The organism is Blastococcus sp. TF02-09 (assembly GCF_003319105.1).
Classification (GTDB): domain Bacteria; phylum Actinomycetota; class Actinomycetes; order Mycobacteriales; family Geodermatophilaceae; genus Blastococcus.
Genome location: NZ_QOHH01000001.1, coordinates 457320 through 481861, shown reverse-complemented (window position 1 = coordinate 481861; position 24542 = coordinate 457320). Strand labels below are relative to the sequence as shown.

The following is a 24542-nucleotide window of genomic DNA, read 5'->3' as shown; positions in this document are numbered from 1 at the left end:
CCCCGGTCAGGAGCCGGGCCGGGCATCCTCCGGGTCGTCCTGGCGCGCCCGCGGCCCGGGCACGCGGGCGCCCTCGGCGACGGGCCCGGGGTCGAGCTCGGGCCCGTCGTGGCGGTGCGCCAGCGCGCTGGGCCACCACATCCACCGGCCGACGTCGAGGTTCAGCGCCGTCACCAGCACCGACCGGACGATCATCGTGTCCAGCAGCACGCCCAGCGCGACGGCGATGCCCAGCTGGGTGAGGAACGTCAGCGGCAGGGTGCCCAGCACCGCGAACGTCGCCGCGAGCACCAGACCGGCCGAGGTGATGACGCCCCCGGTCGCCGACAGCCCGATGAGCGCCGCCCGCCGGGTGCCGTGGTCGTGGGCCTCCTCCCGCACGCGGGTCATCAGGAAGATGTTGTAGTCGATGCCCAGCGCGACGAGGAACACGAAGACGAACAGCGGGAACGAGCTGTCGGTCGAGTCCACGCCCAGCACCGCGTCGAAGATCAGCGCGCTGAGGCCGAGCGCGGCGCCGAAGGACAGCACCACGGTGGCGATGAGGATCAGCGGGGCCACGACCGCCCGCAGCAGCACCCCGAGCACCAGCAGCACGACCAGCATGATCAGCGGGATGAGCACGCGGTTGTCCCGCTGCGAGGCGGTCTGGACGTCGAGGTTGACCGCGGTGTTGCCGCCGACCACCGCCGCGCCGTCGCCGACGTCGTCCAGGCCGGCGCGCAACCGCTCGACGGTGTCATAGACGGCCTGGCTGTCGGCCGGGTCGGACAGCTCGGCCTGGACCAGGGCGTCGTCCCCGGTGACCTGGGGCGGCTCGACCGCGGCGATGCCCTCGGTGCCGGCGACGGCGTCGGCCACCGCATCCACGTCGGCGGCGGTGGTCAGGACGTAGACGGGGTTGCCGGCCGTCGCCGGGTAGTGCGCCCGGGCCACCTCGTCGCCCTGCACGGACTCGGGCGTGCCGCGGAAGCCGTCGGCCTGGCTCAGGCCGGTGGCGTCCAGGCGGAGCAGCCCGAGGCTCGCGACGAGCAGCAGCACGGTGGTGACCACCCACACCACACGCGGACGCGGCCGGATCAGCGCCCCCACGTGCGCCCAGATGCCGGTCGCGGTCGGCTCGAGGCTGCCCACGGTCGGGCGGACCGGCCAGAACACCCAGCGGCCGCAGATGACCAGCAGGGCCGGGAGCAGCGTCATGAGCACGACCAGCGTGACGGCGACGCCGATGGCCGCGACCGGGCCCAGCCCCGCGGTGGAGTTCATGTCCGCGAACGAGAGGCAGAGCATCCCGAGGACCACCGTGCCGCCACTGGCCAGCACCGCGGGCCCGGCCCGGTGGACCGCCTCGGTCATCGCCTCGTGCCGGTCGGCGTGCAGCCGCAGCTCCTCCCGGTAGCGGGCGACCAGGAGCAGCGCGTAGTCGGTGCCGGCGCCGATGACCAGCACGGTGAGGATGCCCGCGCTCTGCCCGTTGACGGTCAGGTCGGCGTACCGGGCCAGCAGGTAGATGACCGCCTGGGCGCAGAACAGCGCCACGACCGCGGAGACGATGGGCAGGATCCACAGCACCGGGCTGCGGTAGGTGAACAGCAGGATCACGATGACGACGCCGAGGGCGGCGAACAGCAGGGTGCTGTCGATGCCCTCGAAGGCCTCCGCGGAGTCGGCGACGTTCCCCGCCGGCCCGCCGACCCAGGATTGGAGGCCGTCGGGCCCGTCGGACACGGTGTCCCGGATGCCGTCGACCAGCCCCGCGATGGTGTCGAAGCCGTCGGGCCCCACGTTCAGCGGCGCGACCAGCTGGAGGGCCTCGCCGTCCTCCGAGGGGATCGGGCCGACGATCTCGCCGTCGAGCTCGGGCAGCGTGCCGAGGTCGGTGGCGTCCTCCTGCACGGCGGCGAGGTCCGCGTCGGTCACCCCACCGGACCGCTCGTAGACGATGACGGCCGGGAGGATGTCGGGGTCCGAGCCCAGCGCCGCCTGCTGCTCGATGGCCAGGGTCGACTCCGCGTCACCCGGTAGCCACGAGGAGACCTCGTTGTCCTGCTCGTCGGTCAGGCCGCCCGCGAGCGGGCCCGCCGCCGCGGCGAGGACCAGCCAGAGGACGAGGACGACCCACTTGAGCCGTCGGCTGCTGACGCGGGATGCGAACGTACGGCCCATGGTTGTTCCCTTCGGCACAGCGGTGCCCCTGGTCGAGCTGGACGGCGGCGAACCCTCGGGGAAGAGGCTTCCAGGGTCCGTGCCGGGTGTCATCGGGTAGGACGTCCGGGGCGCCGGAAAGTGAGCGGGGGGCCGGCGGGAGCTCGACGGCGGTGCGGTAATCTTCCCGGGCGGCCATCGCGCGCCCGGGGTGTCCGGGAGTGCGCGGAGGAGCGCGGGCTGTAGCGCAGCTTGGTAGCGCACCTGACTGGGGGTCAGGGGGTCGCAGGTTCAAATCCTGTCAGCCCGACAGTGTGGTGTCGCAAGACATCTCGGACGCCCGGGCCCACGGAACGTGGGTTCGGGCGTCTGGCATCTGCGCGCGGATCCGGGTGGTCTGCCGGTGGGCTTGTAGTCGCGGTCGGGGTTGATCGTGAGCTCGCGGAGGAGTTCGCTTGCGGCGCCGAGGTCGCGGCCGTCGAGGTCTCGATCAGCTGCGGTCAGTACGAGGGGTAGCGTCAGTGGCTCGCCCTACCGTGCGGCCGTGACGTGGACGCGGAGCTACTCCGACGAGCAACTCATCGCCGCAGTAGCGAGGTCGACATCCTGGCGCGGTGTGCTGCGGGAACTGGGCCTCACCGCGACTTCGGCCGGAGCGATGAGGTCGGTCCGCGCTCACGCGGACCGGATCTCCGCCGATCACAACCACTTCAGGGGCCGGCGTCGCTGGACGGAGACCGAACTCCGCTCGGCGATCGGGACCGCCGACTCGTGGTCGAAGGTGGTCGAGGCTCTCGGACTCGAGGGGCCCTCATCCATCCGCACCGTGAGGGGCCATGCGGCCCGACTCGGCATCGAGTCGGGACACCTGACGGCCGAGCCTTCCTCCACGCGGGGTCCTGACATCCGGCCCGACATCGTGCACCTCGATCGTGCCGGCTCTCTCCTCGCGGCGGCGTGGTACACCCTGACTGGCCAGGAAGTTGCATGGCCCTTGGAGCCCAGCCGCTACGACCTGCTCGTCAGTGGTCACGAGGGCACACGCCGGGTGCAGGTGAAGACGACGACCGTGCGTGCAGGCGATTCGTGGAAGGTGTATCTCTCGACCTCTCGTGGCGAGAGGCGGACGTACGACCCCGAAGAGATCGATGACTTCTTCATCATCGACGGTGACCTCCACTGCTACCTGATGCCGTTTGCAGCGGTCGGGGGCCTGCACGCCATCCACCTCGGTGGCTATAGCCGGTTCCGGGTCGCTCAGCTGGGAGGCCATCCACTCGTCTGAGAATGCGACGACCCTCAGCAGTTCTTGCCGGAAGCGGACGGGCCGTGCACGGGCCTGGGCCTGGGCCCGTGCCACCATCCGGGCATGGACGCCCCTGCGCCGCACCGGTTCGTCGCCCACGTCATCGAGGAGGCGCAGAACAAGATCCACGACGACGACGTCGCCCGGCGGTTCGGCTTCACCGGTGCGCTGGTACCGGGGGTCGAGCTGTTCGCCCGGATCACCACCCCGCTGGTCCAGGCGGAGGGGCCCGGGTGGCTCTCCCGCGGGCGGGTGGACGTGCGGTTCCGCCGGCCGGTGTACGACGGCGAGGAGCTGCTGGTCGAGGTGGCCGACGGGGCGCTGACCGTCACCGGACCGGACGGCGAGGTGCGGTGCCTGGGCTCCACCGCCCCGACGGCCGAGCGGCCCGACCTCACCGGCCTGGTCGAGGTGCCGCCTGCGGACCGGCCGGTGGCGGACCCGGTCGTCGGACCGTTCGGCAGCGTGCACGAGGACGTTCCCGTCGAGCAGAACGAGTGGTACCTCGACGCCGTCGGCGAGCCCCTGGCGCTGTACCGGGAGAACGCCTGGGCGCACCCGGGGATGCTGGTCAAGGCGGTGCACCGGCTGCTCACGCGGAACGTGGACCTGGGGCCGTGGATCCACACCGCGAGCGACTGCCGCTTCCTCGGGGTGGCGCAGCTGCCGGCGCGGGTCACCTCCCACGGCCGCGTCACCTCCGTCGGCCGGCGGGGCCGTCACGACGAGGTGCGCTACGACGCCCTGGTCCTGGCCGACGGCGAGCCCGTGCTGCACGTCGCCCACACCGCCCTCTACCGCCTCGGCTCCAGCGGCTGACCTCCGCTCACGTCGCGGCCTTCGCGTGCGTGCGGCCTGCGGCGCGGGTCAGGCGCAGCGCGTACCCGCCGCCGGCCACGGTGGAGGCGGCCAGCGCGAGGTAGCCGTACGTCGCGGCGGAGTTCCAGCGGACCACGTCGGAGTACAGCAGGAGGACGACGACCTCGAGGGCGCCGAAGACGGCGTAGGCGACGGCCGCGAGCTCCAGCCGGTCGAGGTCCCGGTCGCGCAGCGCTAGGACGGTGCCGACGCCGAAGGCGAGCAGCCACGCCGCCACCGTGCGGGCCGTGAGCGGCGTCAGCGACCAGGGCCACAGGGCCGTCTCGGTCCCGGGGGCGACGAAGAGGACCGCGCCCACCGCCAGGAACACCGCGCCCTGCACTCCAAGGACCGCGGCCAGGCCGCGCGGCAGCGGCATCCGCCCCGGCGGGTCGGCCTGCGGGAGGCGCTCCTGCGCCACGAGCATCAGCAGCATGCCGGGCGGCACGACGACGTAGACCGCGACCCAGAACCAGGCGGCCGCCCGCGCCACCACGCCGGGTGCGGCGAAGTGGAACCGGTCCAGGTGCAGCAGGGTGGCGGCCAGCGTGACGACGGTGAAGACCAGGACCGTGACGAACGGGACGCGGACGCGGGACCACCACCGCTCCCGCAGCGACAGCACGACCAGCAGGCAGCCGGCGGCGTAGGCCGCCCCCACGAACGCGGCGGTCGCTGCGGGTGCGATCGTCCAGGCGAAGTACCGGTCGGTGCGCGCGGCCATCAGGAACAGCGAGACGAAGGCCAGGAAGGTCAGCACGCTGAAGGCGCGGAGGAGCCAGCGGGTGCCGGGGAGCACGACCCGGGCTCCGTGCGGATCGGTCATGATCCACTCTCGGTGCGGTCGGGGACGGGGCGAGCGCCGGCCACCAAACCCATTGACCCCGCGTGCGGCGGCGCCCTTAGCATGCTATATGGACCGCCACGACGGGCACAGCGGGCGGGCCGCGCGAGCGGCACTGGTCCTGATGAGCCGTGCGCAGCCGGTGCGCGACCGGGTCGGCGAGGAGCTGGCGAAGCGCTACGGCGCGGACTACGCCGTCGCCGTCTGCGGCTCGGAGGACGAGCTCGCCGCCGAGGTGGCGGGCCTGCAGGGGCGGGGCGTGCCGGTCGCGGCGTTCCTCGCCGGCCTGGGGCCCGCGGACCCCGACGGCCTGGACGTCCTCGCCCGGGTGGGCGGCGCGCAGGCCGGTGCGGTGCGTGCCTGCATCGTGCGGTGGGGGGACCTGGAGACGGCGGCGCCGGTGTTCGAAGCGATCGCGCTCGGCCGGCTCGACGGGTGGCTCTACCGCCCGGAGCGGGCCGGCGACGAGGAGTTCCACCTCGCGGTCACCGAGCTGCTCGCCGGGCTGGGGCTGGACGAGCCGGAGCTCCCGGTGGTCGTCCTGCGGTTCCGGCCGGACTCCCCGGTGCTGACCGCCCCCAGCGCGATGGACATCGCCGCCGCCTTCGGCCTCCTGGAGCCGGTGGACGGCGAGACGCTGCTCGACGTCGTCGTGGTCGGTGCGGGGCCGGCCGGCCTGAGCGCCGCGGTGTACGCCGCGTCGGAGGGGCTGCGCACCACGGTGATCGAGCCCCTCGCCATGGGCGGGCAGGCGGGCACCAGCTCGCTCATCCGCAACTACCTGGGATTCCCGCGGGGGATCAGCGGGAGCCGGCTGGCGGCCAGCGCCTACCAGCAGGCCTGGTCGTTCGGCGCCTCCTTCATCTGGTCCCGCAGCATGGTCGGGCTGACCAGCCACGACGGCGAGCACACCGTGCACCTGTCCGACGGCGCCACGGTGCGCGCCCGCACGGTGGTCGCCGCCACCGGGGCGGAGTGGCGGCGCATGGAGGTGCCCGGCCTGGAGGCGTTCCTGGGGCGCGGCTTCTTCTACGGCGCCGCGGTCAGCGAGGCGCGGGCCATGGCGGGCCGGACGGTGCTGGTCGTGGGCGGGGGCAACTCGGCCGGGCAGGCCGCGGTGCACCTGGCCCGCTACGCCGAGCGGGTGACCGTCCTCGCCCGGCACGGCCTGGCGGCGACGATGTCGGACTACCTGGTCCAGGAGATCGCCGAGTCGCCCACCATCGACGTCCGGGCGCGGGTGGGCATCGTCGACGCCGCCGGCGGGCAGGTGCTGGAGTCCGTCGTCGTCGAGGACCTCGACTCGCACGAGCGGGAGACCCTGCGGGCGGACGCCGTGTTCGCGCTCATCGGCTCGCGGCCGGCGTCGGCGTGCCTCGGGGAGGCGGTCGCCACGGACCGCGCCGGGTTCGTCCTCACCGGGCCGGACCTGGACGGCGCCTCGCCGGGCTGGCCGCTGGCGCGCCCACCCCTGCTGCTGGAGACCAGCGTGCCCGGGGTGTTCGCGGCCGGCGACGTGCGGCACGGCTCGGTCAAGCGGGTGGCCTCCGGCGTCGGGTCCGGCGCGATCGCCGTGGCGCTGGTCCACCAGTACCTCGCCCAGGCGGCCGCGGCGTCGACCGCCACCGGCGGTTGACCGGCGCCGGCGAGCAGGTGCCCGGCTACCTGTTCCGCGACGAGTGGCACGTCGCGGCCGTGCCCGCGGAGGTCTGGGCGGCCGTGCGCCGGGTCGAGGAGTGGCCGGCGTGGTGGCCCTCGGTGGAGAACGTCACCCGGGCCGGCGCCGACGACGCCGGGAGCGAGGTGTGGACCTTCGTCTTCCGCACCCGGCTGCCCTACCGCATGGCCTTCGACGCCACGGTGGTGCAGGACGAGCCGCTGCGCGGCGTGCGGACGACGGTAAGCGGGCGGGTGGAGGGCGAGGGCCGCTGGGAGGTCGCCGCGGTGGCCGGCGGCGCCGCGGTGCGCTTCGACTGGCGGGTGCGACCGCGGCCGGCGTGGATGCGGCTGCTCTCGCCGCTGGCCCGCCCGGTGTTCGTGTGGAACCACGCCGCGCTCATGCGGGAGGGCGGCGAGGGGCTGGCGGCCCGGCTGGGCACCCGGCTGCTCGCGCCGCCGGTCACCGCGCCGGCCGTGGCACCCGCGCTCGTGGTGGCCGCGGCGTGGCCGGCCGCGCTCCTCGCGCTCCACCGGACGCTCCGGGGACGGTCGAGGGTCAGCGGGCGCCCACGGTCTCCGCTGCGGCGGCCGCGCCGCGCGCCGCGTCCGGGACGACGCCGCCGGTGAGCGCGGACCCCTCGACGTCGAGGTACGGGAGCCATCCCAGCCAGCGCGGCAGCCACCAGGCGCGCTCGCCCAGAAGGGCCAGGGCGGCAGGCACCAGCACCATGCGCACGACGAACGCGTCCACGACGATCCCCGCCGCCAGCGCGAACGCGATGGACTTGAGCGTGGGGTCCGGGCTGGTCGCGAAGCCCGCGAAGACGCCGAACATGATCAGCGCCGCGGCCACGACGACCGGGGCGGAGCGGCGGAAGCCGGCACGGATCGCCTCCAGCGGGCCGTCGCCGGACGTGTGCGCCTCGTGCATCCGGCTCACCAGGAACACCTGGTAGTCCATCGCCAGGCCGAACAGGATCCCGATGACCAGGATCGGGGTGAGGCTGATCAGCGGGCCGGGGCTGCTCAGGCCGACGAGGTCGGCCAGCCAGCCCCACTGGAAGACCGCCACGGTGGCGCCGAGGGAGGCGCCCACGGTGAACAGGAAGCCCAGGACGCCGACCAGCGGCACCAGCAGCGAGCGGAACACCAGCACCAGCAGCACGAAGGCCAGGCCGACCACGAGCACCAGGTACACCGGCAGGGCGTCGTCGAGGGCCTGGGCGACGTCGACGCTCACGGCGGTCGCGCCGGTCACGTAGGTGTCGACGCCGTCGAGGTCCGCGAGCGAGGCCCGGATGTCGCCGACGAGGGCCTCGGTGGCCGCGCTGTCGGGACCGGACTCCGGGATCACCGTGACCAGGGCCGCGGTGCCGTCGGCGTCCGGCACCGGCGGGGTCACGAAGGCGACGTCGGGCAGCGCGGACAGCGGCTCGCCGAGCCCGGCCGCGGCCTCTGCGGCGCCCTCGCCCCGGACGAGGACGGCGAGCGGGCCGTTGATGCCCTCGCCGAAGCCCTCCGCGAGGAGTTCCTGCGCGCGGGCCTGGGTGCTGCCGGGCTCCGGGCTGGGCACCAGCGTCGTCGCCATGGAGGTGACCGGGAGGGAGAGGACGCCCAGCGCCAGCACCGTGCCGAGCACGGTGGCGACCCGGTGCCGGGTGACCGCCGCGACCCACCGGGCGAGGAGGCCGGGGCCCCCGCTGCGCCGGGCGGGGCGCTCGTCACCGGCGGCGCGGACCTTGCGCGGGAGGGCGCGCCTGCCCAGGTAGCCCATCGCGGCCGGGGCCAGGGTGAGGGCGACCAGGACGGCGACGACGATGGTCGCGGCCGCGGCGACGCCCATCTGGGTCAGGAACGGGATGCCCACCACGGACAGGCCGAGCAGGGCGATGACCACGGTGAGGCCGGCGGTGACCACGGCCGAGCCCGCCGTGCCCGTGGCCACCGCGATCGCGGTCGGGACGTCGACGCCGCGGAGCAGCTCCTGCCGGTAGCGGCTGATGATGAACAGCGCGTAGTCGATGCCGACGGCGAGGCCCAGCATGCCGGCCAGCGCCGAGGTGGTGGAGGACAGGTCGAGGAACCCGGTGGCGATGGTGATGCCCAGGACGCCGACCCCGACCCCGACGACGGCGGTCAGCAGGTTCATGCCCGCGGCGACCAGCGAGCCGTAGGTGAGAGCGAGGACGACCACTGCGAGGACCACGCCGATGACCTCGCCCACGCCCATGTGCGGGGCGCCGGCCTCGAGCGCCTCGCCGGTGGCCGCCACGGTGAGCTCGCCGGTGCCGGCGTCGGCGACCGCGTCCAGCAGCGCCGTCCGCTGCTCGTCGGTCACGTCCTCGATCAGGCCGCCGTAGGTCACCGTGCTGTAGCCGATGGTCGCGTCGGCGTTGACCGCGGGCGCCGCCGGGTCCAGCGGGTTGCTGGCCGAGACGACGCCGGGCAGCCCGCCGAGGGTCTGCACCAGCTCGCCCACCGCCGCGGCGGTCTCCGGGTCGGTGAGCGTGCCGCCGTCCGGCGTCGCGACGGCGACGTCGACGGTGGCGCCCCCGGCACCGAACTCCTCGGTGATGAGCTCCTGCGCGACCGTCGACTCCTGGCCCGGGATGGAGAAGCTGTTCGACGTCTCCCCGGCCAGCGTGGCCGCGCCGACGCCGCCGGCCACGAGGACCGTCAGCCAGACGAGGACGACGGCCAGCCGGCGGCGGTGCCCGAAGGCGCCGATCCGGGACAGCAGGTGAGCCATGGGTCAGGCCTCCGGGGTGGGGACGGGGCGGCGGTGGCCGAGCGCGTCGAAGCAGGCGACGACCATGTGCGGCCGCCACGCGACGGTGAGGTCGTTCTGGTGGGCGGCGAGGGTCAGGACGCCGAGGGCGGCGAGCGCGGCCGAGACGCGCACGGTCCGCTCGGCCGTGGCGGCCTCCAGGTCCACCCCGAAGGCGGCGAGCGCGGCGGTGGCCGACGCGAGGACCGCCTCGGCGCCGTCGTCGGCGGGGTCGTCGGCGACCGCGGAGCTGACCGGGGTCAGCAGCAGCGACACCAGACCGGGGTGGGCGAGGGCCACGTCGATCCAGGCCTCGATGGCCCGGAGGTCCCGCTCGGGGCCGAGCGGCAGGTCGCCGACGACGTCGAGCACCTGCTGCCCGATCCCGGCGGCCTTCGCCAGCACGGCCGAGTGCAGCGCGTCCTTGGTGGGGAAGTGGTACTGCAGCCCGGCCTTCGACAGGCCGACGGCGTCGGCGATCTCCTGCAGCGACGTGCGGGTACCGCGCCGGGCGAGGAGGGCGGCGGCGCGGTCGAGGATCTGGTCCTCGGTCTGCTGCCGGAATCCGCCCACCCGACCAGGCTAGGGCTCACCGGCCACATCGGCCGGTAAACCGGCCAGATCGGCCGGTGATCCGCGCCACCGCCGGAGCCGCACGGTGCGGCGGTGGTCCGCGCGCCCCCACGTGCGCTGCAGGTCGACCTCGCCGGGGACCGGAGCGCTGACCCCGGGCGCGCGCAGCAGCGCGGCGCCGTCCTCGCCGCGGTGCACGTCCCGGGTGCGGCGCACGGTCAGGTGCTCCCCGACCCGCACCGGGGCGACGTCGGCGAGCTCCTGCAGGGTCGCCCCGGACAGCACGACCGGGCGGTCCAGCTCCACCCGGAACCGGGCCCGGGCCAGCACCGCGTTCGGCGGCTCGCCGCGGTGCACCCGCGGGTCGTCGAGCAGGTCGAGCGCCGAGCCGGCGCGCAGCCACACCCCGCAGTCGCTGCCCGCCAGCAGCGAGCGCACCGACTCCACCACCTGCGCGTCGGACGCTCCGGTGTCGTCCAGCCGGACGACGACGTCGGGGTGCGCCCACACCAGGCCGCTGCCGCGGGTTGCGGGTCCCGGGACGAACCGGGCCAGCGCGAGGCCCTCGACGTTCCGGGAGTGCAGGGCGTCGGCGTCCCCGGTCCGGCCGGCGAAGTCGGGTCCGTCGTGCCAGGCGACGGCGTCGCGGGCGTGCACCAGGTCGGCTCCGCGCAGCCAGCAGCGGTGCGCGAACTCCCAGTCCTCGCCGCCGTAGGCCCGGAACGCCTCCTCGAAGCCGCCGACCTCCTCGAACAGCCGGCGAGTGGTGCTCAGCACGGCGGAGATGACGAACCGGTAGGCGTCGTCGCCGGCCGCCCGCAGGTCGTCGGTCCGGGCGTAGCCCTCCGCCAGCCAGGCCGGTTCCTCGAGGACCTCCGGCGCCCCGACGCCCTCGAGCAGCCAACGCCGCAGCTGCGCCGGCGAGGTCGCCCCCAGGTCGGCGTGCCGGCGGCGGCCCACGACCAGGTCGGCGCCGCCGGCGATGCTCCGGACCACGGCCGACACGTACCCGGGCTCGGGCACCGTGTCGGCGTCCAGGAAGCAGAGCACCGAACCGCGGGCCGCGCGGGCGCCGAGGTTGCGGGCCGCGGCGGCCCGGAAGCCCTCGTCGGCCTGCGCGACCACCCGGACCGCGTACGGCCGGGGCCCCGGGCCGGGACGGGTGCGCGACCCGTCGTCGGCGACGACGACGTCGAGCAGGTCGAGCGGGTGGTCCTGCAGCTCCAGCGCGGTGAGCACCAGCGCCAGGTCGTGCGGCGACTCGTAGTGCGGCACGACCACCGAGACCAGCGGGAGGGTCACGGCGCCCGCCCTCCGGCCCCGGCCAGCACCGGGAGCAGCAGGGCCGCGGTCTCCGCCCCGGTGGGGCCCCCGGCGCGCCCGGCGGGCAGCCAGGTGCTCGCGGGTTCGTGCCAGGCCCGCGCCAGGGCGGTCGGCAGGTCGTCGTACACCAGGACGCAGCCGGGTGCGCGCTCGTCGAGCTCGGCCGCGTAGTCGCTGCGCGGCACCAGCGGCCGCCGTCCGGCGCCGATCCAGGAGTTGATCGACCCGGACGCCGACAGGTGCGCGTGCGGAGCGACCGGCAGCACCGCGGACCGCAGCAGCCCGGGCAGCTCCGCATCCGGGACGAACCCGGTCACGGTGCACGGCCGGCCCAGCGCCCGCGCCTGCTCGGTGAGGGTTCCCACCAGGTCCTCGTGCCCGTCGGACGGCCGGCCCCACGCGGTCAGGCCCACCCCGGCGGGCAGCGCGTCGAGCGCGGCGAGGACCGCCTCGTGCCCCTTGCCCGGGTACAGGTAGCCCAGGACGGCGACGCTCCCGAACGGCGTCGCCGGGTCCGCGGCCGGCGCCGAGCGCAGGTCGGGCACGGGGAGCGGGACGACGACCGCGGGCACGGCGGCGCCGCAGGCGGCCAGCAGCCGCTGCTCGTGGGCGCTGGAGACCACCACCGCGGCGGCCGCCTCCGCCATCCGCCGGTAGGCCGTCGCGCGCCGGAGGGCGTTGCGGGGCCCGTCGCTGGCCTGCGGCAGGTCGTGCAGCGTCACGACGAGCGGCCGCACCTCCGCGAGGGCCACCACGGCGTCGGCCGCCTGCTCCGGCGTCGTCCCGAACAACCGGTCGGTGACGTGCACGAGCACTGGGCCGACAGGTGCGGCGCCCAGTGCCGCGCGGAGCTCGGCGACGTCGGGGACCGCCGGCCGGCGCACCAGGTGCACCGGCGCGATCGCGCGCAGCTCCGTCTCCTGGGCGAGCGCCGTGCCGGTGACCCCGTGCCCGGCCGGTCCGACGACGAGCACCGTGAGGGCGGGAACGCTCACGCGGTCCCCAGCACCGCGGCGGCCTCGGCGTGCCGGTCCAGCCCCGCCGCGGCCACCCCCGGGTGGTCGGCGTACCAGCGCAGCTGGGCCGCCCGCACGTCCGCGTCGGGGAGCGGGCGCCCGTGCACGAGCCAGTGGTCGCGGCCGGCTCCGCCGAGCCCCAGCGCCGCGAGCACCGCAGGCAGCACCGGGGTGTGCACGCTGTCGAGGAGGGTCCGGCGTGGATCGGCGGGCTCGCCGGGCAGGCCGGCGGCGGCCAGCACCCGCCGGGTCAGACCGGTGAGCACCTCGTTGCCGGGGTGGTTCACGGTGTGGACTGCGCCCGAACCCGCGGCCTCGAGCAGGTCGACCACGGGCAGCGCACCGTGCCGCTCCTGCCGCGCGTGCAGCTCGCGCACCGACAGCGCACGCACCGCCCGGACGGCGTCGGGCGAGGGGCTCTCCGGCAGCGCAGGCCGGCCGGCGGCCAGCGCCAGGGTCCGCAGGTCGTGGTACGGCACCAGCGGGGGGTCGCCGGCGGGGGAGCGGACGATGACCGAGAAGGGGTGCAGCGCGGCCCAGCGGATGATCGGGACGACGACAATCCGGGGCCGGCGACCGGCGCGGCCTAGGACCTCGGCGGTGCCCAGCGGCAGCCCCCGGTAGCCGTCGCGCACCGGCTGCGCGACCAGCACGTCGACCTCGGCCAGGAGGCGGTCCAGGTGCGGGAGGTCCGCGGCGGTGAGCTCGTGGACGGGGGGCACGCGGACCGTCCGGACCGGGGAGGCGTCGCCGTCGAGCAGCACGCGGAGCGACTCGGCCTGGCAGTTGCCGTGCACCAGGGCCAGCGGCCGGTCGTCGCGCGGGATCGGCTGCAGGCCGTAGAAGTGCGCGTAGTGCTGCCGCCGACCGGTCACGGATGCACCCTAAGGAGGGGTTCTCGCAGGCCGGCGGCCACCGGCGTGCACCCCGGCCGGACGGCCGTGCTTGCATTTGGTGGTGCGCGACCCTTCCCCGTTGGTCGCCGGGGGCTCCGGGCGCCGGCTGACCGTCGCCGTGCTGGCACCCAGCCGTTATCCGGTCGCCGAGCCTTATCTCGGCGGGCTCGAGTCCTTCGTCGGCGGCCTGGTCGACGGCCTGCGGGCGCGGGGGCACCGCGTCCTGCTGTTCGCCGCGGCCGGGAGCACCGGCGCGCAGCCCGAGCTGCTCGCCGGGGGCGGCTGGCGGCCCGACGAGCTCGCCCGCGCCGACCCCTCGATGCCGGCCGAGGCGTTCCTGCGCGAGCACCACGCGCACCTCGCCGTGCTGGCCGCCCTCCGGACGACGTACGCCGGCGAGGTCGACGTCGTCCACAACAACTCGCTGCACTACCTGCCGGTGTCGCTGTCGAGCACCCTGCCGTTCCCGACCGTGACCACGCTGCACACCCCGCCGACCCCGTGGCTGACCTCCGCGCTGGACGCCGGCGGCAGCTCGCACACCTTCACCGCCGTCAGCCGGTTCACCGCGCGGCAGTGGGCGCCCTGGGTCCCGCGTGCGGAGGTCGTGCACAACGGGGTCGACCCGGAGCGCTGGACCCTCGGGCCCGGCGGGGCAGGGCTGCTGTGGTTCGGCCGGCTCGTGCCGGAGAAGGCACCGCACCTGGCGATCGCCGCGGCCGCGGCGGCCGGCCGGCACCTGCACCTCGTCGGCCCGGCGCTGGACGCCGAGTACTTCGCCACCCGGATCGAGCCGCATCTGGGCCACGGCGCCACCTGGCACGGTCACCTCGGCGGGCGCACCCTGGCCCAGGCGGTCGGCCGGGCTGACGCCGTTCTGGTCACGCCGGCCTGGGACGAGCCGTTCGGGCAGGTCGCCGCCGAGGCCGCCATGTGCGGCACGCCCGTGGTCGCCTTCGACCGGGGTGGCGTGAGCGAGGTGCTGCGGCCGCACGTCGGGGAGCAGGTGGGCGTCGTCGTCCCGGATGCCGACGTCGAGGCGATGGCCGCTGCCATCGGCCCGGCGACCGCCCTGGACCGGCGCGCGGTGCGGGCGGCCGCGCTCTCGCACCTGTCGGCGCAGGCGATGGTCGGCCGCTACGAGGCCGTGCTCCGGGCCGCCGCCGCGGACGGCCCGGTCACCGACCACGTGCGCGTCGCCGCGTCGTAGTCGGCCAGCCCGGCCGAGCGGAACTGCTCGAGCCAGCCGGTCATCGGCCACCACCCCCAGCGGCGGTGGAAGACCGCGGCGTTGCGGACGATGGCCGCCAGGTGGTGCACCGGCGGGTCCTGCACGGGGTGGTGCTGGTGGTGGGCGTCGGCCCCGCCCACCCAGAACAGCGTCCCGCCCATGGACCGGACGGTCGCGGCGACGTCGGTGTCCTCCCCGCCGTAACCCCGGTACTCCTCGCAGAACCCGCCGGCGCGTGTCCAGTCCTCGGCGGTCACGGCGAACGACAGCGACCAGAACAGCCACCACTGCGAGTCGTCGGCGGCGACAAGTTGTCCGGCCGGCGGTGCCGGGCGGGCCGGATGCGGTGCGGCCGCCGCCGGCAGCCCGGCCAGGTCCGCGGCTGAGGTGACCCGGATCCCGGCCGGCAGGTAGGCCACCGGGCCGCACAGCAGGACCGGCCCGTGCGCCGCGCGCACCGCGGGGTCGGCGGCCGCCCGCACGTAGCCGGCGAGGAGCCCGGGGGAGGGGACGCAGTCGACGTCGAGGAAGACCAGCAGCTCGGCGCCCCGCTGGAGGGCGGCGGCCGCCGCGGCGTTGCGCGCCCGGGCCAGGGGCAGCTCGCCGTCGTCCTCCAGGGGCACGTCGATCACCACCCGGCGGGTGCCCGGGGGTGCCGGCGTCGCGTCGACGACGGCGCGGACGCCCTCGTCGCCCATCGCCGCGACGACGTGCCAGTCGGGGGCCCGGGTGGAGGCGGCCAGCCCGAGCAGCTGACCGCGCAGGTGGTCGTGCCGCCCGGAGACGATGGTGAGCAACGCGGTGGCGGTCATCCCGGCTCCCCGGCGGCGGCGTCGAGGACGGCCGCGGCCCGCTGCGCGCCGTCGCCCGGTGCCCAGCGCTCCCACGGCCCCGCGCCCGCCGCCCGGGCCCGCTCCAGCAGGCCGGGCCACTCCGGCGCCGCCGGCCAGCGGTCGAGCGCCACCAGGCCCTCGGCCCGCAGCAGCTCCGCGCGGCGGCGCTGCTCGCCGAAGGGCCGGTCCTGCGCGACGACGACGGCGGGTCGCCGGGCCGCCGCCACCTCGGCGACGGCGTTGTGGCCCCCGTGCACGACGACCACCTCGGCGCGGTGCAGCGCGGCCCAGACGTCGTCGTCGGTGCCGGCGCCCTCCGCCGCACCGGGAACCCGGTACTCCCAGGTCCATCCCGGTGTCGCCGCGCGGGCGGCCCGGAAGTCGGCGTCGCTGACGTCGCGCCCGCCGCTGCCGAACAGCACCAGCACCGTGCCCGGCCGCGGTGCCCCGGCCGGACGGGGGCGGCCGTCGAAGCGGGAGAAGGCGCCGACGTGCACCACCGGCGTGCCGGCGTCGTTCCGCGGCGGCCGGTCGCGGGGGGCCGGCCAGGGGGCGACCAGCGTCGTGGCCAGGCTGCGTCCGAGACGGTGAGGGGGGTCGTCGCGGTCGCCGAGCATGGCGAAGACGACGACCGGGACGCCGCACAGCCGGGCCAGCGCCGTCACCTCCACCGACACGTCGGTGACCATGAGGCGCGGCCGGGCCGCAGCGATCCAGGCGGCGATCACGGCGTGCCGGTGCTGCAGGCCGGGGTGGTGCAGCGGCGCCCAGTGCAGCGCCCCGCCCGCGGTCGCCGACGCCCGGTCGACGGGCCCGTCGTCGTCGCGCTCCAGCCGGATCCAGTCGCCGGCGAAGTCCTCCGGGGAAGGTGCCGAGCCGAAGGCGGTCACCGGGGTGCGGAGGTGCCGGCTGACCGCGGCCAGCCGCTGCCGGTGCCCGGCGCCGTGGGAGTGCACGTACCAGCCGATCACGCGGACGCCCCGGCCGTCCGGTGCGGGGAAGGCTGCACTGCGGCGACCACCTCGCGGTACAGCTCCCGGTGCGCGACGGCGATCTCCCGCCGCTGGGCCAGCCGGGCGGGCGCGGTCGCCGCGGACGCCGGGCCGGGCGCCAGGGCGCGCTCGAGCCCCTCGGCCAGGGCGGCGGGGTCGTGCAGGTCGACCTGCACCAGCGGCTGCTGCTGGTGCAGGAACCCGACCCGGCCCGCCACCACCGGCACCCCGAGATCGGCGCACAGCTCCAGCCAGCCCGAGTGGGTGCCGTGGGCGTAAGCCAGGACCGACACGTCCAGCCCGCGCAGGTAGTCCAGCAGCCCGGCGTCGTCGAAGCGCGGGTGCACGCGCAGGTCGAGGGCGCCGGAGCCGGCGGCCGCGCGCAGCTCTTGCGCCAGCCCGGCGTCGTGGCGCGGGAACGCGGGGTCGAGCACCTCGTCGTGGACGTCGACCCGCAGCTCCGTCCGCGGCAGCCGGCCGACGGCCTCGACCAGCGAGCGCAGCACCGGAGCGGCGTCCAGGTTGGCCCGCAGGCTCTTGAGGTGCAGCCCGACCACGCGGCGCGGGCGCTGCGGGCGGGGGAGACCGATCTCGGCCAGGGGCGCCACGTGAGGGTGCGGCACGACGCGCGCGGACCTGCCCCAGCGCTGGGCGATCTCGTCGGCCGCGCCCGGGGTCAGCGTCACGACGGCGTCCGCCGCGGGGACGAGCACGTCGAGCAGCCGCGCGTAGCCCTCCTGCGTGGGCAGGTGCGGGTTCTCCAGGTCGTGCACGGTCAGCACCAGGCCCCGGCGGGTGCGCCGCAGCGCGGCGACGAGGTCCCGCAGCTCGCCCGGGATGCGGCCCTCGAAGCCGAAGTGGACGTGCAGCACGTCGAAGCGGCCGGCGTGCGCGTCCACCCACGCCGCCTCGAGCGCCGGGGAGGGGCGCCAGCCGCCGTCGTCCCCGGGGAGCGCCACGGACGCGATCCCCGGGACCCGGTCGTCGGCGAGGTGCGCCACGTACCCGTGGTCCGCGGGGACGTGCAGCACGCGTACGGACCCCGTCACCGGAGGCCCGACCTCTGTCGGAGCACCGCGGAAGTATGCGGGACCTCCCCGGGACGGCCGCCGGAGAGGCCCCGGACGGTAACGTTGACTCCTCCGCGTTACCGCCCTACGGTCCGCCCGTGGCACGCGCGTCGGGCACCGTGCAGCGGCCCCGCCCGGTGCTCGGCCGGGACCGGGAGGAGCAGCTCACCGACCGGCAGCGGCACGTCCTGCAGCAGCTCGACGCCCTCTTCCGCGACGGTTTCGCCGAGCTGACCATGGCCGAGATCGCCGCGCGGGTGGGGTGCTCGCTGCGCACCCTCTACGCGCTGGCGCCCAGCCGCGACGAGCTCGTGCTCGGGGTCGTGGACCGGCAGCTGTGGCGGATCGGCGGTGCGGCCCAGCGGACCATCGCCGACGACATGGCGCCGCTGGACGCGATCCGCGCCTACCTCCGCGCCGCGCACGTGGCGGTGAGCCGCTCGACCGATGCGTGGTCGCGGGACATCGGCACGGTCCCCGCCGTCCGGGCGCTGGTCGACAGCCACAACCAGTACCTCGTCGACGTGACGCGCACCCTGCTGGACAGCGCGGTCGCCCGTGGCGACATCGCCGACGTCGACACCGGGGCCGTGGCCCGGGTGCTCGCCGGCCTCGGCCGCAGCCTGGCCGGCCCCGGCGTCGCCCGCACGCTGCGCACCGGCCCGCAGCAGGCCGCCGACGAGGTGGTCGAGATCGTCCTCCACGGGCTCCGCCCGTCCCCGCCGCCCCGCCCCACTCCCTGAGAGGCACTCCCGTGCGCACAGCCGCCACCGACCTCGTCGGCATCGACGTCCCGATCTTCGCCTTCAGCCACTGCCGTGACGTGGTCGCCGCCGTCACCAACGCCGGCGGGCTCGGCGTGCTCGGTGCCGTGGCGCACACGCCGGAGCAGCTGGACGTCGACCTCGCCTGGATCGAGGCGGAGGTGAAGGGCCGCCCCTACGGCGTCGACCTCCTCGTCCCGGAGAAGTTCGCGGGCTCGGAGTCCGGCGGCCTGGACCGGGAGGCCCTCGGCGATCTCCTGCCGGCGGCCCACCGGCAGTGGCTGGACGGGCTGCTCGACCGGTACGGCATCCCGCCGCTGCCCGACGGCGCGCCGACCGGGGGCCGCAGCTCCGGCGTGGGCGGCATGCGGGTGGACCCCCGGAGCATGGCGCCGCTGCTCGACGTCCTCTTCGCCCATGAGACGAAGCTCGTCGCCTCCGCGCTCGGCCCGCCGCCGCCGCACTTCATCGAGCGCGCGCACGGCGCCGGCATCCCGGTCGCGGCGCTGGCCGGGTCGGTCGAGCACGCCGTCCGGCACCGGGCCGCGGGTGCCGACCTCGTCGTCGCGCAGGGCACCGAGGCCGGCGGGCACACCGGTCAGATCGCGACGATGGTGCTCGTGCCCGAGGTGGTCGACGCCGTGGGCGGGCTGCCGGTGCTGGCCGCCGGGGGCATCGGGCGCGGCCGGCAGCTCGCGGCCGGCATGGCCCTGGGTGCCGACGGCGTGTGGTGCGGCTCGGTGTGGCTGACCACGGAGGAGGCCGAGACCACCCCGGCGGTCAAGGAGAAGTTCCTCCGGGCGGGGCTGGGCGACACCGTCCGCTCGCGGTCCATCACCGGGAAGCCGGCGCGGATGCTGCGGAGCCCGTGGACCGAGGAGTGGGAGTCTCCCGAGGGGCCGGGCACGCTGCCGATGCCCCTCCAGCCGATGCTGGTCGGCGAGGCGCAGGCCCGGATCAACCGCGTGGCGGGCACGCCGGGCACGCCCGCGAACGACCTGGCGACCTACTTCGTCGGCCAGATCGTCGGCAGCGCGAGCATGAGCAGCGTCCGGCCCGCCCGCCGCGTCGTGCTCGAGATGGTCGAGGAGTTCGTCGAGGCCGTCGAGCGGCTCACCCGCCTCGTGGAGAGCTGAGCCCCGACGACGCCGTGCACCGGCGGCGCACTCCCTCGCCCGGAGTGCGCCGCCGCCGCACGTCATCGGCCGTGGTACGACCGTTATCCCTAACAACGACGCGGCGACGTCGTCGCGCACGAGCCAAGCAGCGAGGGAGAGGGGGCCGCGCTCAGGTCCCGGTGAGCCGGCGGCACTCGGCGCAGGGATCGGCCGACCCCAGCCCGCGCGGGCCGTTCCACCTGCCCTGGACGACGTCGACCGAGGCGCCGCAGATCGCCGCCCACGGCGCGGGCAGGTCGGCGGTGGCGGCCAGGACGGCGTGCGCCGTCCCGGTGGACTGCGCCCGGCCGGCGGCGTGGTCGCTGGTGCTCATGACGACAGGATGCGCCGAGGGGTGCCGGTCGCCGCACCGGGGTAGCGGCTGCGGCATGGCGCGCAGGCCGACGACGGCGGGGGAGCGGCTGCCCTCGAAGGCGTCGGGGCTCCTCTACGGCATCGGCTTCGGCGGCTTCGTCGACGGCATCGTCCTGCACCAGATCCTGCAGTGGCACCACATGATCAGCTCGGTCGACGGTCGCGATCCCGGCACGCTGGCCGGCCTGGAGGCCAACACGGTGGCCGACGGCTTCTTCCACCTGGGCACGTGGCTGGCCGCCGTCGCCGGGATGGTGACGGCGCTGGTCGCCTGGCGGCAGGGGCGGATCGCGCCGAGCTGGCGCTTCCACCTCGGCCTCGTCGTCGCCGGGTGGGGCCTGTTCGACCTCGTCGAGGGCCTGGTCGACCACCACATCCTCGGCGTCCACCACGTGCGTGATGACCTGGGCGGACCGCTCGCGTGGGACCTCGGCTTCCTGCTCTCCGGCGTCCTGCTCGTCGCGGTCGGCGCCCTCGTCCACCGCCGCGGCGTCCGCGACCTGGAGGCGCGGGCCGACGCCCGGTCCGACCGTCAGCCCAGCGCCGGGGGCACCCCGCCGTAGACCGCGAGGTCGCCCTCGACGGCCAGCACCTGCTGCCACGGCACGGGCGCCGGCGACGTCCCGTCGGAGTAGGCCAGCGTGACGACGTAGCCGGCGTCGTCGGCGTGGTCGGTGTACCGGGCGCCGAACGGCATGTCCCAGAACGAGGAGACCTGCACGTCGACCTCGTCGCGGGCGAGCTCGAGCACCAGCCCGGTCCCGGGCCAGAAGGTGCCCACCAGCTCGTCGGGGCGGGTGGTCGGGGCGAAGTCGACCCGCACCACCGGGTCGTCCCCGCCGGAGCGCAGCCCGCGCTGGTCGAGGTCGGCGAGGACCGCCTCCTCGAGCCGCCCGAGCTGTCCGGTGACGTCGGTCATCGGCGGGTCGGCCGCGGCCGTGCCGATCCCGGTGACCAGGACGGCGGCCGTCGCCATCGCGCCGAGGGGGACGGCCGTCGCCACGACCGCGCGACGCGGCCCCATCCGCCGGCGAGCGAGGGCCGCGAGATCCGGGAGGAAGCTCATCCCGATCGTCGTCCAGGCCAGGATGCCGACGACCACCGTCCAGCGCGTGAGGTACGGGAAGGGCAGCCCGTCCACGCGGGCGACGGCGGCCACGCCGGCCGCGGCGACGGCAGCGGTGAAGACGCCGAGCCAGATCGTGTCGGCCCGCCGGCGGACCACCGCGTTCACCAGCGCCGCCAGGAAGAGCACCAGGCCCACCCCGATGGCGACCGCCGGCCACGACTCGGGCAGCAGGGGCTGGGGCGGCACGCCGTTGCCGGTCAGGTAGGCGGGCAGCCGCCCGAACTCGTCGGCGATGCTCCGCAGACCGGTCCCGAGCCCGGCGGTCTCCTCGGGCGCGCTGTCGGTCAGGTAGTCGGCCAGAGCGCTGAGGTTGCCGGGGTCACCTCTCCGCTGCTCGATGACCGGCGGGGTCCAGAGCAGCGCCAGCAGGCCGACGGCGGCGACGCCCGCGACCGGCCAGCGCCAGAGCCGCCGGTGCGGTCCGGGGTCCTCCGCGGCGGGCGGACGGTTGCGACGGCGGAGGCGCCCGATGCCCCGGAGCACCAGGCCCGCCACCAGCACCGCCACGACGGCGCCGACCACGGGGAGGTAGCCGATGTGCGCCTGCACCGCGAGCGACAGCGGCACCACGGCCAGCGGCAGCCCCCACGCGTCACCCCGGACGGCCGTCCAGCACAGGAGCACGCCGGCCAGGAGCGGGAGCACGGGGAGGAAGGGGTTCCACGAGTCGTACAGGAACCCTCCGCCCAGCGTCCGCACGGTCAGCGCCAGCACGACCACCGTCCAGAGCGCGGCCGGGGCGCCGGCCCGGCGGCTGACCAGCCACACCGCGGCAGCCGACGCGATCCCGCCGAGGACCAGGGTCCCCACCGCCAGCGCCCGGGTCGAGTCGCCCATCAGGTCGTAGACGCCGGCCAGCAGGTAGGTGGCCATCGGCCCGGGGTGGTACCAGCCGAAGCGCGAGTAGGCGCCGAGCAGCACCTCGTGCTCGCCGACGGCGTCGACCGACAGCGCCAGGATCGCCTGGTCCCCGAAGGGGAGGTAGGGCTGCTCGCGGTCGAGCGCCAGTGCGGCCAGCCCCAGGACGGACGGCACGACGGCCAGCAGGACGACGACCACCCCCAGCGTCCAACGCAGCCACCGGCGAGGGCCCGCGGAGGCGCTCGCCCCGGCGTCCTCCGGCTCGTCCACGGTCGCGGAGGGCAGAGCCGCGGTCGGTTCGTCGGTCCGGCTGGTGGTCACGCGGGCTGTCCAGACGTCGTAGGTGGCGGAGCCGGACGCAGGGTAGCCGCCGGTGAGCCCGGCCGAGCGGATGCGCACTGTCGGTGCCGCCGACGGCGATGGCGGGCGACTCGTCCTTGATCCGCTCCCCGGCGCGGGGCAGGCTGTGACGCAGACCACAGCCGAACCCGTCAGGAGGCCGCCGTGGACGCCCCCGCCCCGGACCGCACCGTCGTCCCGACCCGGGATCCGGCGCGGTCGCCGGCCGCCCCCGGACCGCAGAGCTGAGCCCGGCCGATGCCCAAGGACACCACGCCCGCCCCGGCCCCCCGCCCGCCGGAGCAGGTGCGCAACGTCGCCCTCGTCGGGCGCTCGGGCGCCGGCAAGACGACGCTGGCCGAGGCGATGCTCGTCGCGACCGGCGCGCTGCCGCGCCCCGGCCGGGTGGAGGACGGCACGACCTGCCTGGACACCGAGGACGTCGAGATCCGGCAGCGGCGGTCGGTGTCGCTGGGCGTCGCCACCGTCGAGCACGCCGGCCGGCGGATCACCCTCCTGGACACCCCCGGGGCGCCCGACTTCGTCGGCGAGCTGCGCGCCGGCCTGCGCGCGGCCGACGCCGCCGTCTTCGTCGTCTCGGCCGTCAACGGGGTGGACGCGACCACCGTGGCGCTCTGGCAGGAGTGCGCGGCGGTCGGGATGCCGCGCGCGGTCGTGCTCACCCAGATCGACCGCCCGCAGGCCGACGTCGAGGAGGCGGTGCAGCTGTGCCAGGTGCAGCTGGGGGAGGGCGTCTTCCCGGTGCACCTGGTCGACCGCGCGCCCGACGGCTCGGTGCGCGACCTGGTGTCCCTGCTCGACCCCGCCGCGACGGCCGGCCGGGCGGGGGAGGACGAGGCGGACCGGCTCCGCTCCGAGCTGATCGAGGGCATCATCGGCGAGAGCGAGGACGAGGTGCTCATGGAGCGCTACCTCGCCGGGGACCAGCTGGTGCAGGCCGACCTCATCGCCGACCTGGAGACCGCCGTCGCCCGCGGCCACTTCCACCCGGTCCTGTGCTCCGCGCCGCCGTCCGGGGTGGGCGTCGACGCGCTGCTGGAGCTGGTGGTCGCCGGCTTCCCGAGCCCGTGCGAGCACGGCTGCCCGCCCGTCACCCGACCGGACGGTGCGGCGGCCCCGGCGCTGACCTGCGACCCCGACGGCCCGCTGGTCGCCGAGGTGGTCAAGACGACGACCGACCCCTACGTGGGCCGGGTCTCGCTGGTGCGCGTCTTCTCCGGCACCCTGCGGCCCGACGCCGCCGTCCACGTCTCCGGGCACGGCCTGGCCGAGCGGGGCCACCCCGACCACGACGTCGACGAGCGGATCGGCGCCCTCAGCTCGCCCCTCGGGACGGCGCTGCGGCTGGTCCCGGCGTGCCCGGCCGGCGACGTCTGCGCGATCGGCCGGCTGACCAGCGCCGAGACCGGCGACACGCTGTCCTCCCCGGACGACCCGCGGCTGGTGCCACCGTGGCAGCTGCCCACGCCGCAGCTGCCGGTGGCCGTGGAGGCCGCCTCCCGCGGGGACGACGACCGGCTGGCGACGGCGCTGGCGCGGCTGGTCGCCGAGGACCCCACCGTGCGCCTCGAACGCCGTCCGGACACCGGGCAGCTGCTGCTGTGGTGCGTGGGCGAGGCGCACGCCGAGGTGCTCCTCGAGCGGCTGCGCACCCGGCACGGCGTCTCGGTCGCCACCGTCCCGGTGCGGGTGCCGCTGGTGGAGACCCTGGCCGGGGCGGCGCGGGTCACGGCCCGCCACGTCAAGCAGTCCGGGGGGCACGGCCAGTACGCCGTCGTGGTCGTCGAGGGGGAGCCCGGGCCGCCCGGCAGCGGGATCGTCTTCGAGCAGCGGATCGTGGGCGGCACGGTGCCCTCGCAGTTCCACGGCAGTGTCGAGAAGGGCATCCGGGCGCAGGCCGAGCGCGGTCTGGGCGGTGACCGCGCCGTCGTCGACGTCCACGTCACGCTGGTCGACGGCAAGGCCCACTCGGTCGACTCCTCCGACGCCGCCTTCCAGTCCGCCGGCGCCCTGGCCCTCCGGGAGATCGCCGCGGCGGCCGGCACCCGGGTGCTGGAGCCGTGGTGCGAGGTCGCGGTGGAGGTGCCGGGGGAGTACGTCGGCGCGGTGATGAGCGACCTGTCCTCCCGCCGGGCGCGGGTCACCGGCAGCGACACCGATCCCGGGCAGGGCCTCGCGACGGTGCGGGCGGAGGTGCCCGAGATCGAGCTGCTCGGCTACCCCGGCGCGCTGCGGTCGATCACCCACGGCACCGGCTCGTTCACCCGCCGTCCGCTCGGGCACGAACCGGCACCGGCCTCCGTGACGGTCCCCGCCTGAGCGTCGCCGTCCGTCACGGGCCGGGAGGCCGCTAGCCTCTGCCCAGGGTGAGCAGCGGGCTGGA

General features: G+C 76.1%; 21 protein-coding genes and 1 tRNA gene. 10 read left to right on the top strand and 12 right to left on the bottom strand.

The features are described 5' to 3' along the window. Positions 1-6 precede the first annotated feature (6 nt). Entirely contained in the window at positions 7-2166 is a 2160-nt protein-coding gene (locus DQ239_RS02290; RefSeq protein ID WP_113832611.1) for an MMPL family transporter, read from the bottom strand. 215 nt (positions 2167-2381) lie between these two features. Between DQ239_RS02290 and DQ239_RS02285 the strand changes: the two genes are divergently transcribed. The 3 genes from DQ239_RS02285 (at position 2382) to DQ239_RS02275 (ending at position 4270) form a co-directional block, all read left to right on the top strand. Beyond that, a tRNA-Pro gene (locus tag DQ239_RS02285) sits at positions 2382-2455 on the top strand. 234 nt (positions 2456-2689) lie between these two features. Beyond that, on the top strand, positions 2690-3430 hold the full coding sequence (locus tag DQ239_RS02280) for a hypothetical protein (RefSeq protein WP_147251969.1): 741 nt from the start codon (positions 2690-2692) through the stop codon (positions 3428-3430). A gap of 84 nt (positions 3431-3514) precedes the next feature. Beyond that, a complete protein-coding gene (locus DQ239_RS02275) occupies positions 3515-4270 on the top strand; it encodes a hypothetical protein (protein ID WP_113832609.1) in 756 nt (251 codons plus the stop codon). A 7-nt stretch (positions 4271-4277) separates the two neighbouring features. Here DQ239_RS02275 and DQ239_RS02270 read toward each other — a convergent pair whose 3' ends face one another. After that, positions 4278-5135 carry a hypothetical protein gene (locus DQ239_RS02270; RefSeq protein ID WP_113832608.1) on the bottom strand — a complete coding sequence of 286 codons (858 nt, stop codon included), beginning with the start codon at positions 5133-5135 and terminating at the stop codon, positions 4278-4280. 142 nt (positions 5136-5277) lie between these two features. Between DQ239_RS02270 and DQ239_RS02265 the strand changes: the two genes are divergently transcribed. Next, positions 5278-6789 (top strand): FAD-dependent oxidoreductase, encoded by a 1512-nt coding sequence (locus DQ239_RS02265; protein WP_233488645.1) that lies wholly within the window; start codon positions 5278-5280, stop codon positions 6787-6789. After that, positions 6786-7439, top strand: coding sequence for an SRPBCC family protein (locus DQ239_RS02260; protein WP_158544769.1), 654 nt, complete (start codon positions 6786-6788; stop codon positions 7437-7439). The genes DQ239_RS02265 and DQ239_RS02260 overlap by 4 nt, the downstream gene beginning before the upstream one ends. Here the strand turns inward: DQ239_RS02260 and DQ239_RS02255 are convergent. Genes DQ239_RS02255 through DQ239_RS02240 form a run of 5 tightly spaced genes read right to left on the bottom strand, consistent with a single transcriptional unit; the run spans position 7369 to position 13366 of the window. Beyond that, positions 7369-9561: an MMPL family transporter gene (locus DQ239_RS02255; protein ID WP_113832605.1), complete on the bottom strand. Its 2193-nt coding sequence runs from the start codon at positions 9559-9561 to the stop codon at positions 7369-7371. The genes DQ239_RS02260 and DQ239_RS02255 overlap by 71 nt on opposite strands. Before the next feature lie 3 nt (positions 9562-9564). Then, entirely contained in the window at positions 9565-10152 is a 588-nt protein-coding gene (locus DQ239_RS02250) for a TetR/AcrR family transcriptional regulator (protein ID WP_113832604.1), read from the bottom strand. Positions 10153-10161: 9 nt separating this feature from the next. Beyond that, positions 10162-11454, bottom strand: a complete 1293-nt coding sequence (locus DQ239_RS02245; protein WP_158544768.1) for a glycosyltransferase — start codon at positions 11452-11454, stop codon at positions 10162-10164. Continuing rightward, positions 11451-12470, bottom strand: a complete 1020-nt coding sequence (locus DQ239_RS20250) for a hypothetical protein (protein WP_158544767.1) — start codon at positions 12468-12470, stop codon at positions 11451-11453. The genes DQ239_RS02245 and DQ239_RS20250 overlap by 4 nt, the downstream gene beginning before the upstream one ends. After that, positions 12467-13366, bottom strand: coding sequence for a WcbI family polysaccharide biosynthesis putative acetyltransferase (locus tag DQ239_RS02240; RefSeq protein ID WP_113832602.1), 900 nt, complete (start codon positions 13364-13366; stop codon positions 12467-12469). The genes DQ239_RS20250 and DQ239_RS02240 overlap by 4 nt, the downstream gene beginning before the upstream one ends. An 82-nt stretch (positions 13367-13448) precedes the next feature. Here DQ239_RS02240 and DQ239_RS02235 point away from each other — a divergent pair, with 82 nt between their 5' ends. Beyond that, positions 13449-14597: a glycosyltransferase gene (locus DQ239_RS02235; protein WP_199582491.1), complete on the top strand. Its 1149-nt coding sequence runs from the start codon at positions 13449-13451 to the stop codon at positions 14595-14597. Here the strand turns inward: DQ239_RS02235 and DQ239_RS02230 are convergent. From DQ239_RS02230 to DQ239_RS02220, 3 genes are read right to left on the bottom strand one after another with little or no spacing between them, the layout of a single operon-like run. Further along, complete coding sequence (locus DQ239_RS02230) at positions 14525-15430, bottom strand: galactosyltransferase-related protein (RefSeq protein ID WP_113832601.1); 906 nt, start codon at positions 15428-15430, stop codon at positions 14525-14527. The genes DQ239_RS02235 and DQ239_RS02230 overlap by 73 nt on opposite strands. Further along, positions 15427-16422, bottom strand: a complete 996-nt coding sequence (locus DQ239_RS02225) for a glycosyltransferase (RefSeq protein WP_113832600.1) — start codon at positions 16420-16422, stop codon at positions 15427-15429. The genes DQ239_RS02230 and DQ239_RS02225 overlap by 4 nt, the downstream gene beginning before the upstream one ends. Next, a complete protein-coding gene (locus DQ239_RS02220; RefSeq protein WP_158544766.1) occupies positions 16419-17492 on the bottom strand; it encodes a glycosyltransferase in 1074 nt (357 codons plus the stop codon). Before DQ239_RS02220 ends, DQ239_RS02225 begins: the two co-directional genes overlap by 4 nt. A 119-nt stretch (positions 17493-17611) precedes the next feature. On the opposite strand from DQ239_RS02220, the gene DQ239_RS20070 reads away from it, so the two are divergent. Then, positions 17612-18256: a TetR/AcrR family transcriptional regulator gene (locus tag DQ239_RS20070; RefSeq protein ID WP_158544765.1), complete on the top strand. Its 645-nt coding sequence runs from the start codon at positions 17612-17614 to the stop codon at positions 18254-18256. Positions 18257-18267: 11 nt separating this feature from the next. Then, positions 18268-19413: a nitronate monooxygenase family protein gene (locus DQ239_RS02205; protein ID WP_113832597.1), complete on the top strand. Its 1146-nt coding sequence runs from the start codon at positions 18268-18270 to the stop codon at positions 19411-19413. Between the two features lie 151 nt (positions 19414-19564). Here DQ239_RS02205 and DQ239_RS02200 read toward each other — a convergent pair whose 3' ends face one another. Beyond that, positions 19565-19768 carry a hypothetical protein gene (locus DQ239_RS02200; RefSeq protein ID WP_113832596.1) on the bottom strand — a complete coding sequence of 68 codons (204 nt, stop codon included), beginning with the start codon at positions 19766-19768 and terminating at the stop codon, positions 19565-19567. Positions 19769-19823: 55 nt separating this feature from the next. Between DQ239_RS02200 and DQ239_RS02195 the strand changes: the two genes are divergently transcribed. Continuing rightward, positions 19824-20372, top strand: coding sequence for a DUF2243 domain-containing protein (locus DQ239_RS02195; protein WP_113832595.1), 549 nt, complete (start codon positions 19824-19826; stop codon positions 20370-20372). Here the strand turns inward: DQ239_RS02195 and DQ239_RS02190 are convergent. Further along, entirely contained in the window at positions 20342-22120 is a 1779-nt protein-coding gene (locus tag DQ239_RS02190; protein WP_147251964.1) for a hypothetical protein, read from the bottom strand. The genes DQ239_RS02195 and DQ239_RS02190 overlap by 31 nt on opposite strands. A 276-nt stretch (positions 22121-22396) precedes the next feature. Here DQ239_RS02190 and DQ239_RS02185 point away from each other — a divergent pair, with 276 nt between their 5' ends. Beyond that, positions 22397-24478 carry an elongation factor G-like protein EF-G2 gene (locus DQ239_RS02185; protein WP_113832593.1) on the top strand — a complete coding sequence of 694 codons (2082 nt, stop codon included), beginning with the start codon at positions 22397-22399 and terminating at the stop codon, positions 24476-24478. The last annotated feature ends 64 nt before the right edge of the window (positions 24479-24542 follow it).

What these genes read in the sequence shown, in the direction of transcription:
- DQ239_RS02200 (WP_113832596.1), bottom strand. Translation starts at nt 19,768, where the DNA reads ATGAGCACCAGCGACCACGCCGCCGGCCGGGCGCAGTCCACCGGGACG.
- DQ239_RS02270 (WP_113832608.1), bottom strand. Translation starts at nt 5,135, where the DNA reads ATGACCGATCCGCACGGAGCCCGGGTCGTGCTCCCCGGCACCCGCTGG.
- DQ239_RS02195 (WP_113832595.1), top strand. Translation starts at nt 19,824, where the DNA reads ATGGCGCGCAGGCCGACGACGGCGGGGGAGCGGCTGCCCTCGAAGGCG.
- DQ239_RS02230 (WP_113832601.1), bottom strand. Translation starts at nt 15,430, where the DNA reads ATGACCGCCACCGCGTTGCTCACCATCGTCTCCGGGCGGCACGACCAC.
- DQ239_RS02290 (WP_113832611.1), bottom strand. Translation starts at nt 2,166, where the DNA reads ATGGGCCGTACGTTCGCATCCCGCGTCAGCAGCCGACGGCTCAAGTGG.
- DQ239_RS02265 (WP_233488645.1), top strand. Translation starts at nt 5,278, where the DNA reads ATGAGCCGTGCGCAGCCGGTGCGCGACCGGGTCGGCGAGGAGCTGGCG.
- DQ239_RS02255 (WP_113832605.1), bottom strand. Translation starts at nt 9,561, where the DNA reads ATGGCTCACCTGCTGTCCCGGATCGGCGCCTTCGGGCACCGCCGCCGG.
- DQ239_RS02275 (WP_113832609.1), top strand. Translation starts at nt 3,515, where the DNA reads ATGGACGCCCCTGCGCCGCACCGGTTCGTCGCCCACGTCATCGAGGAG.
- DQ239_RS02185 (WP_113832593.1), top strand. Translation starts at nt 22,397, where the DNA reads ATGCCCAAGGACACCACGCCCGCCCCGGCCCCCCGCCCGCCGGAGCAG.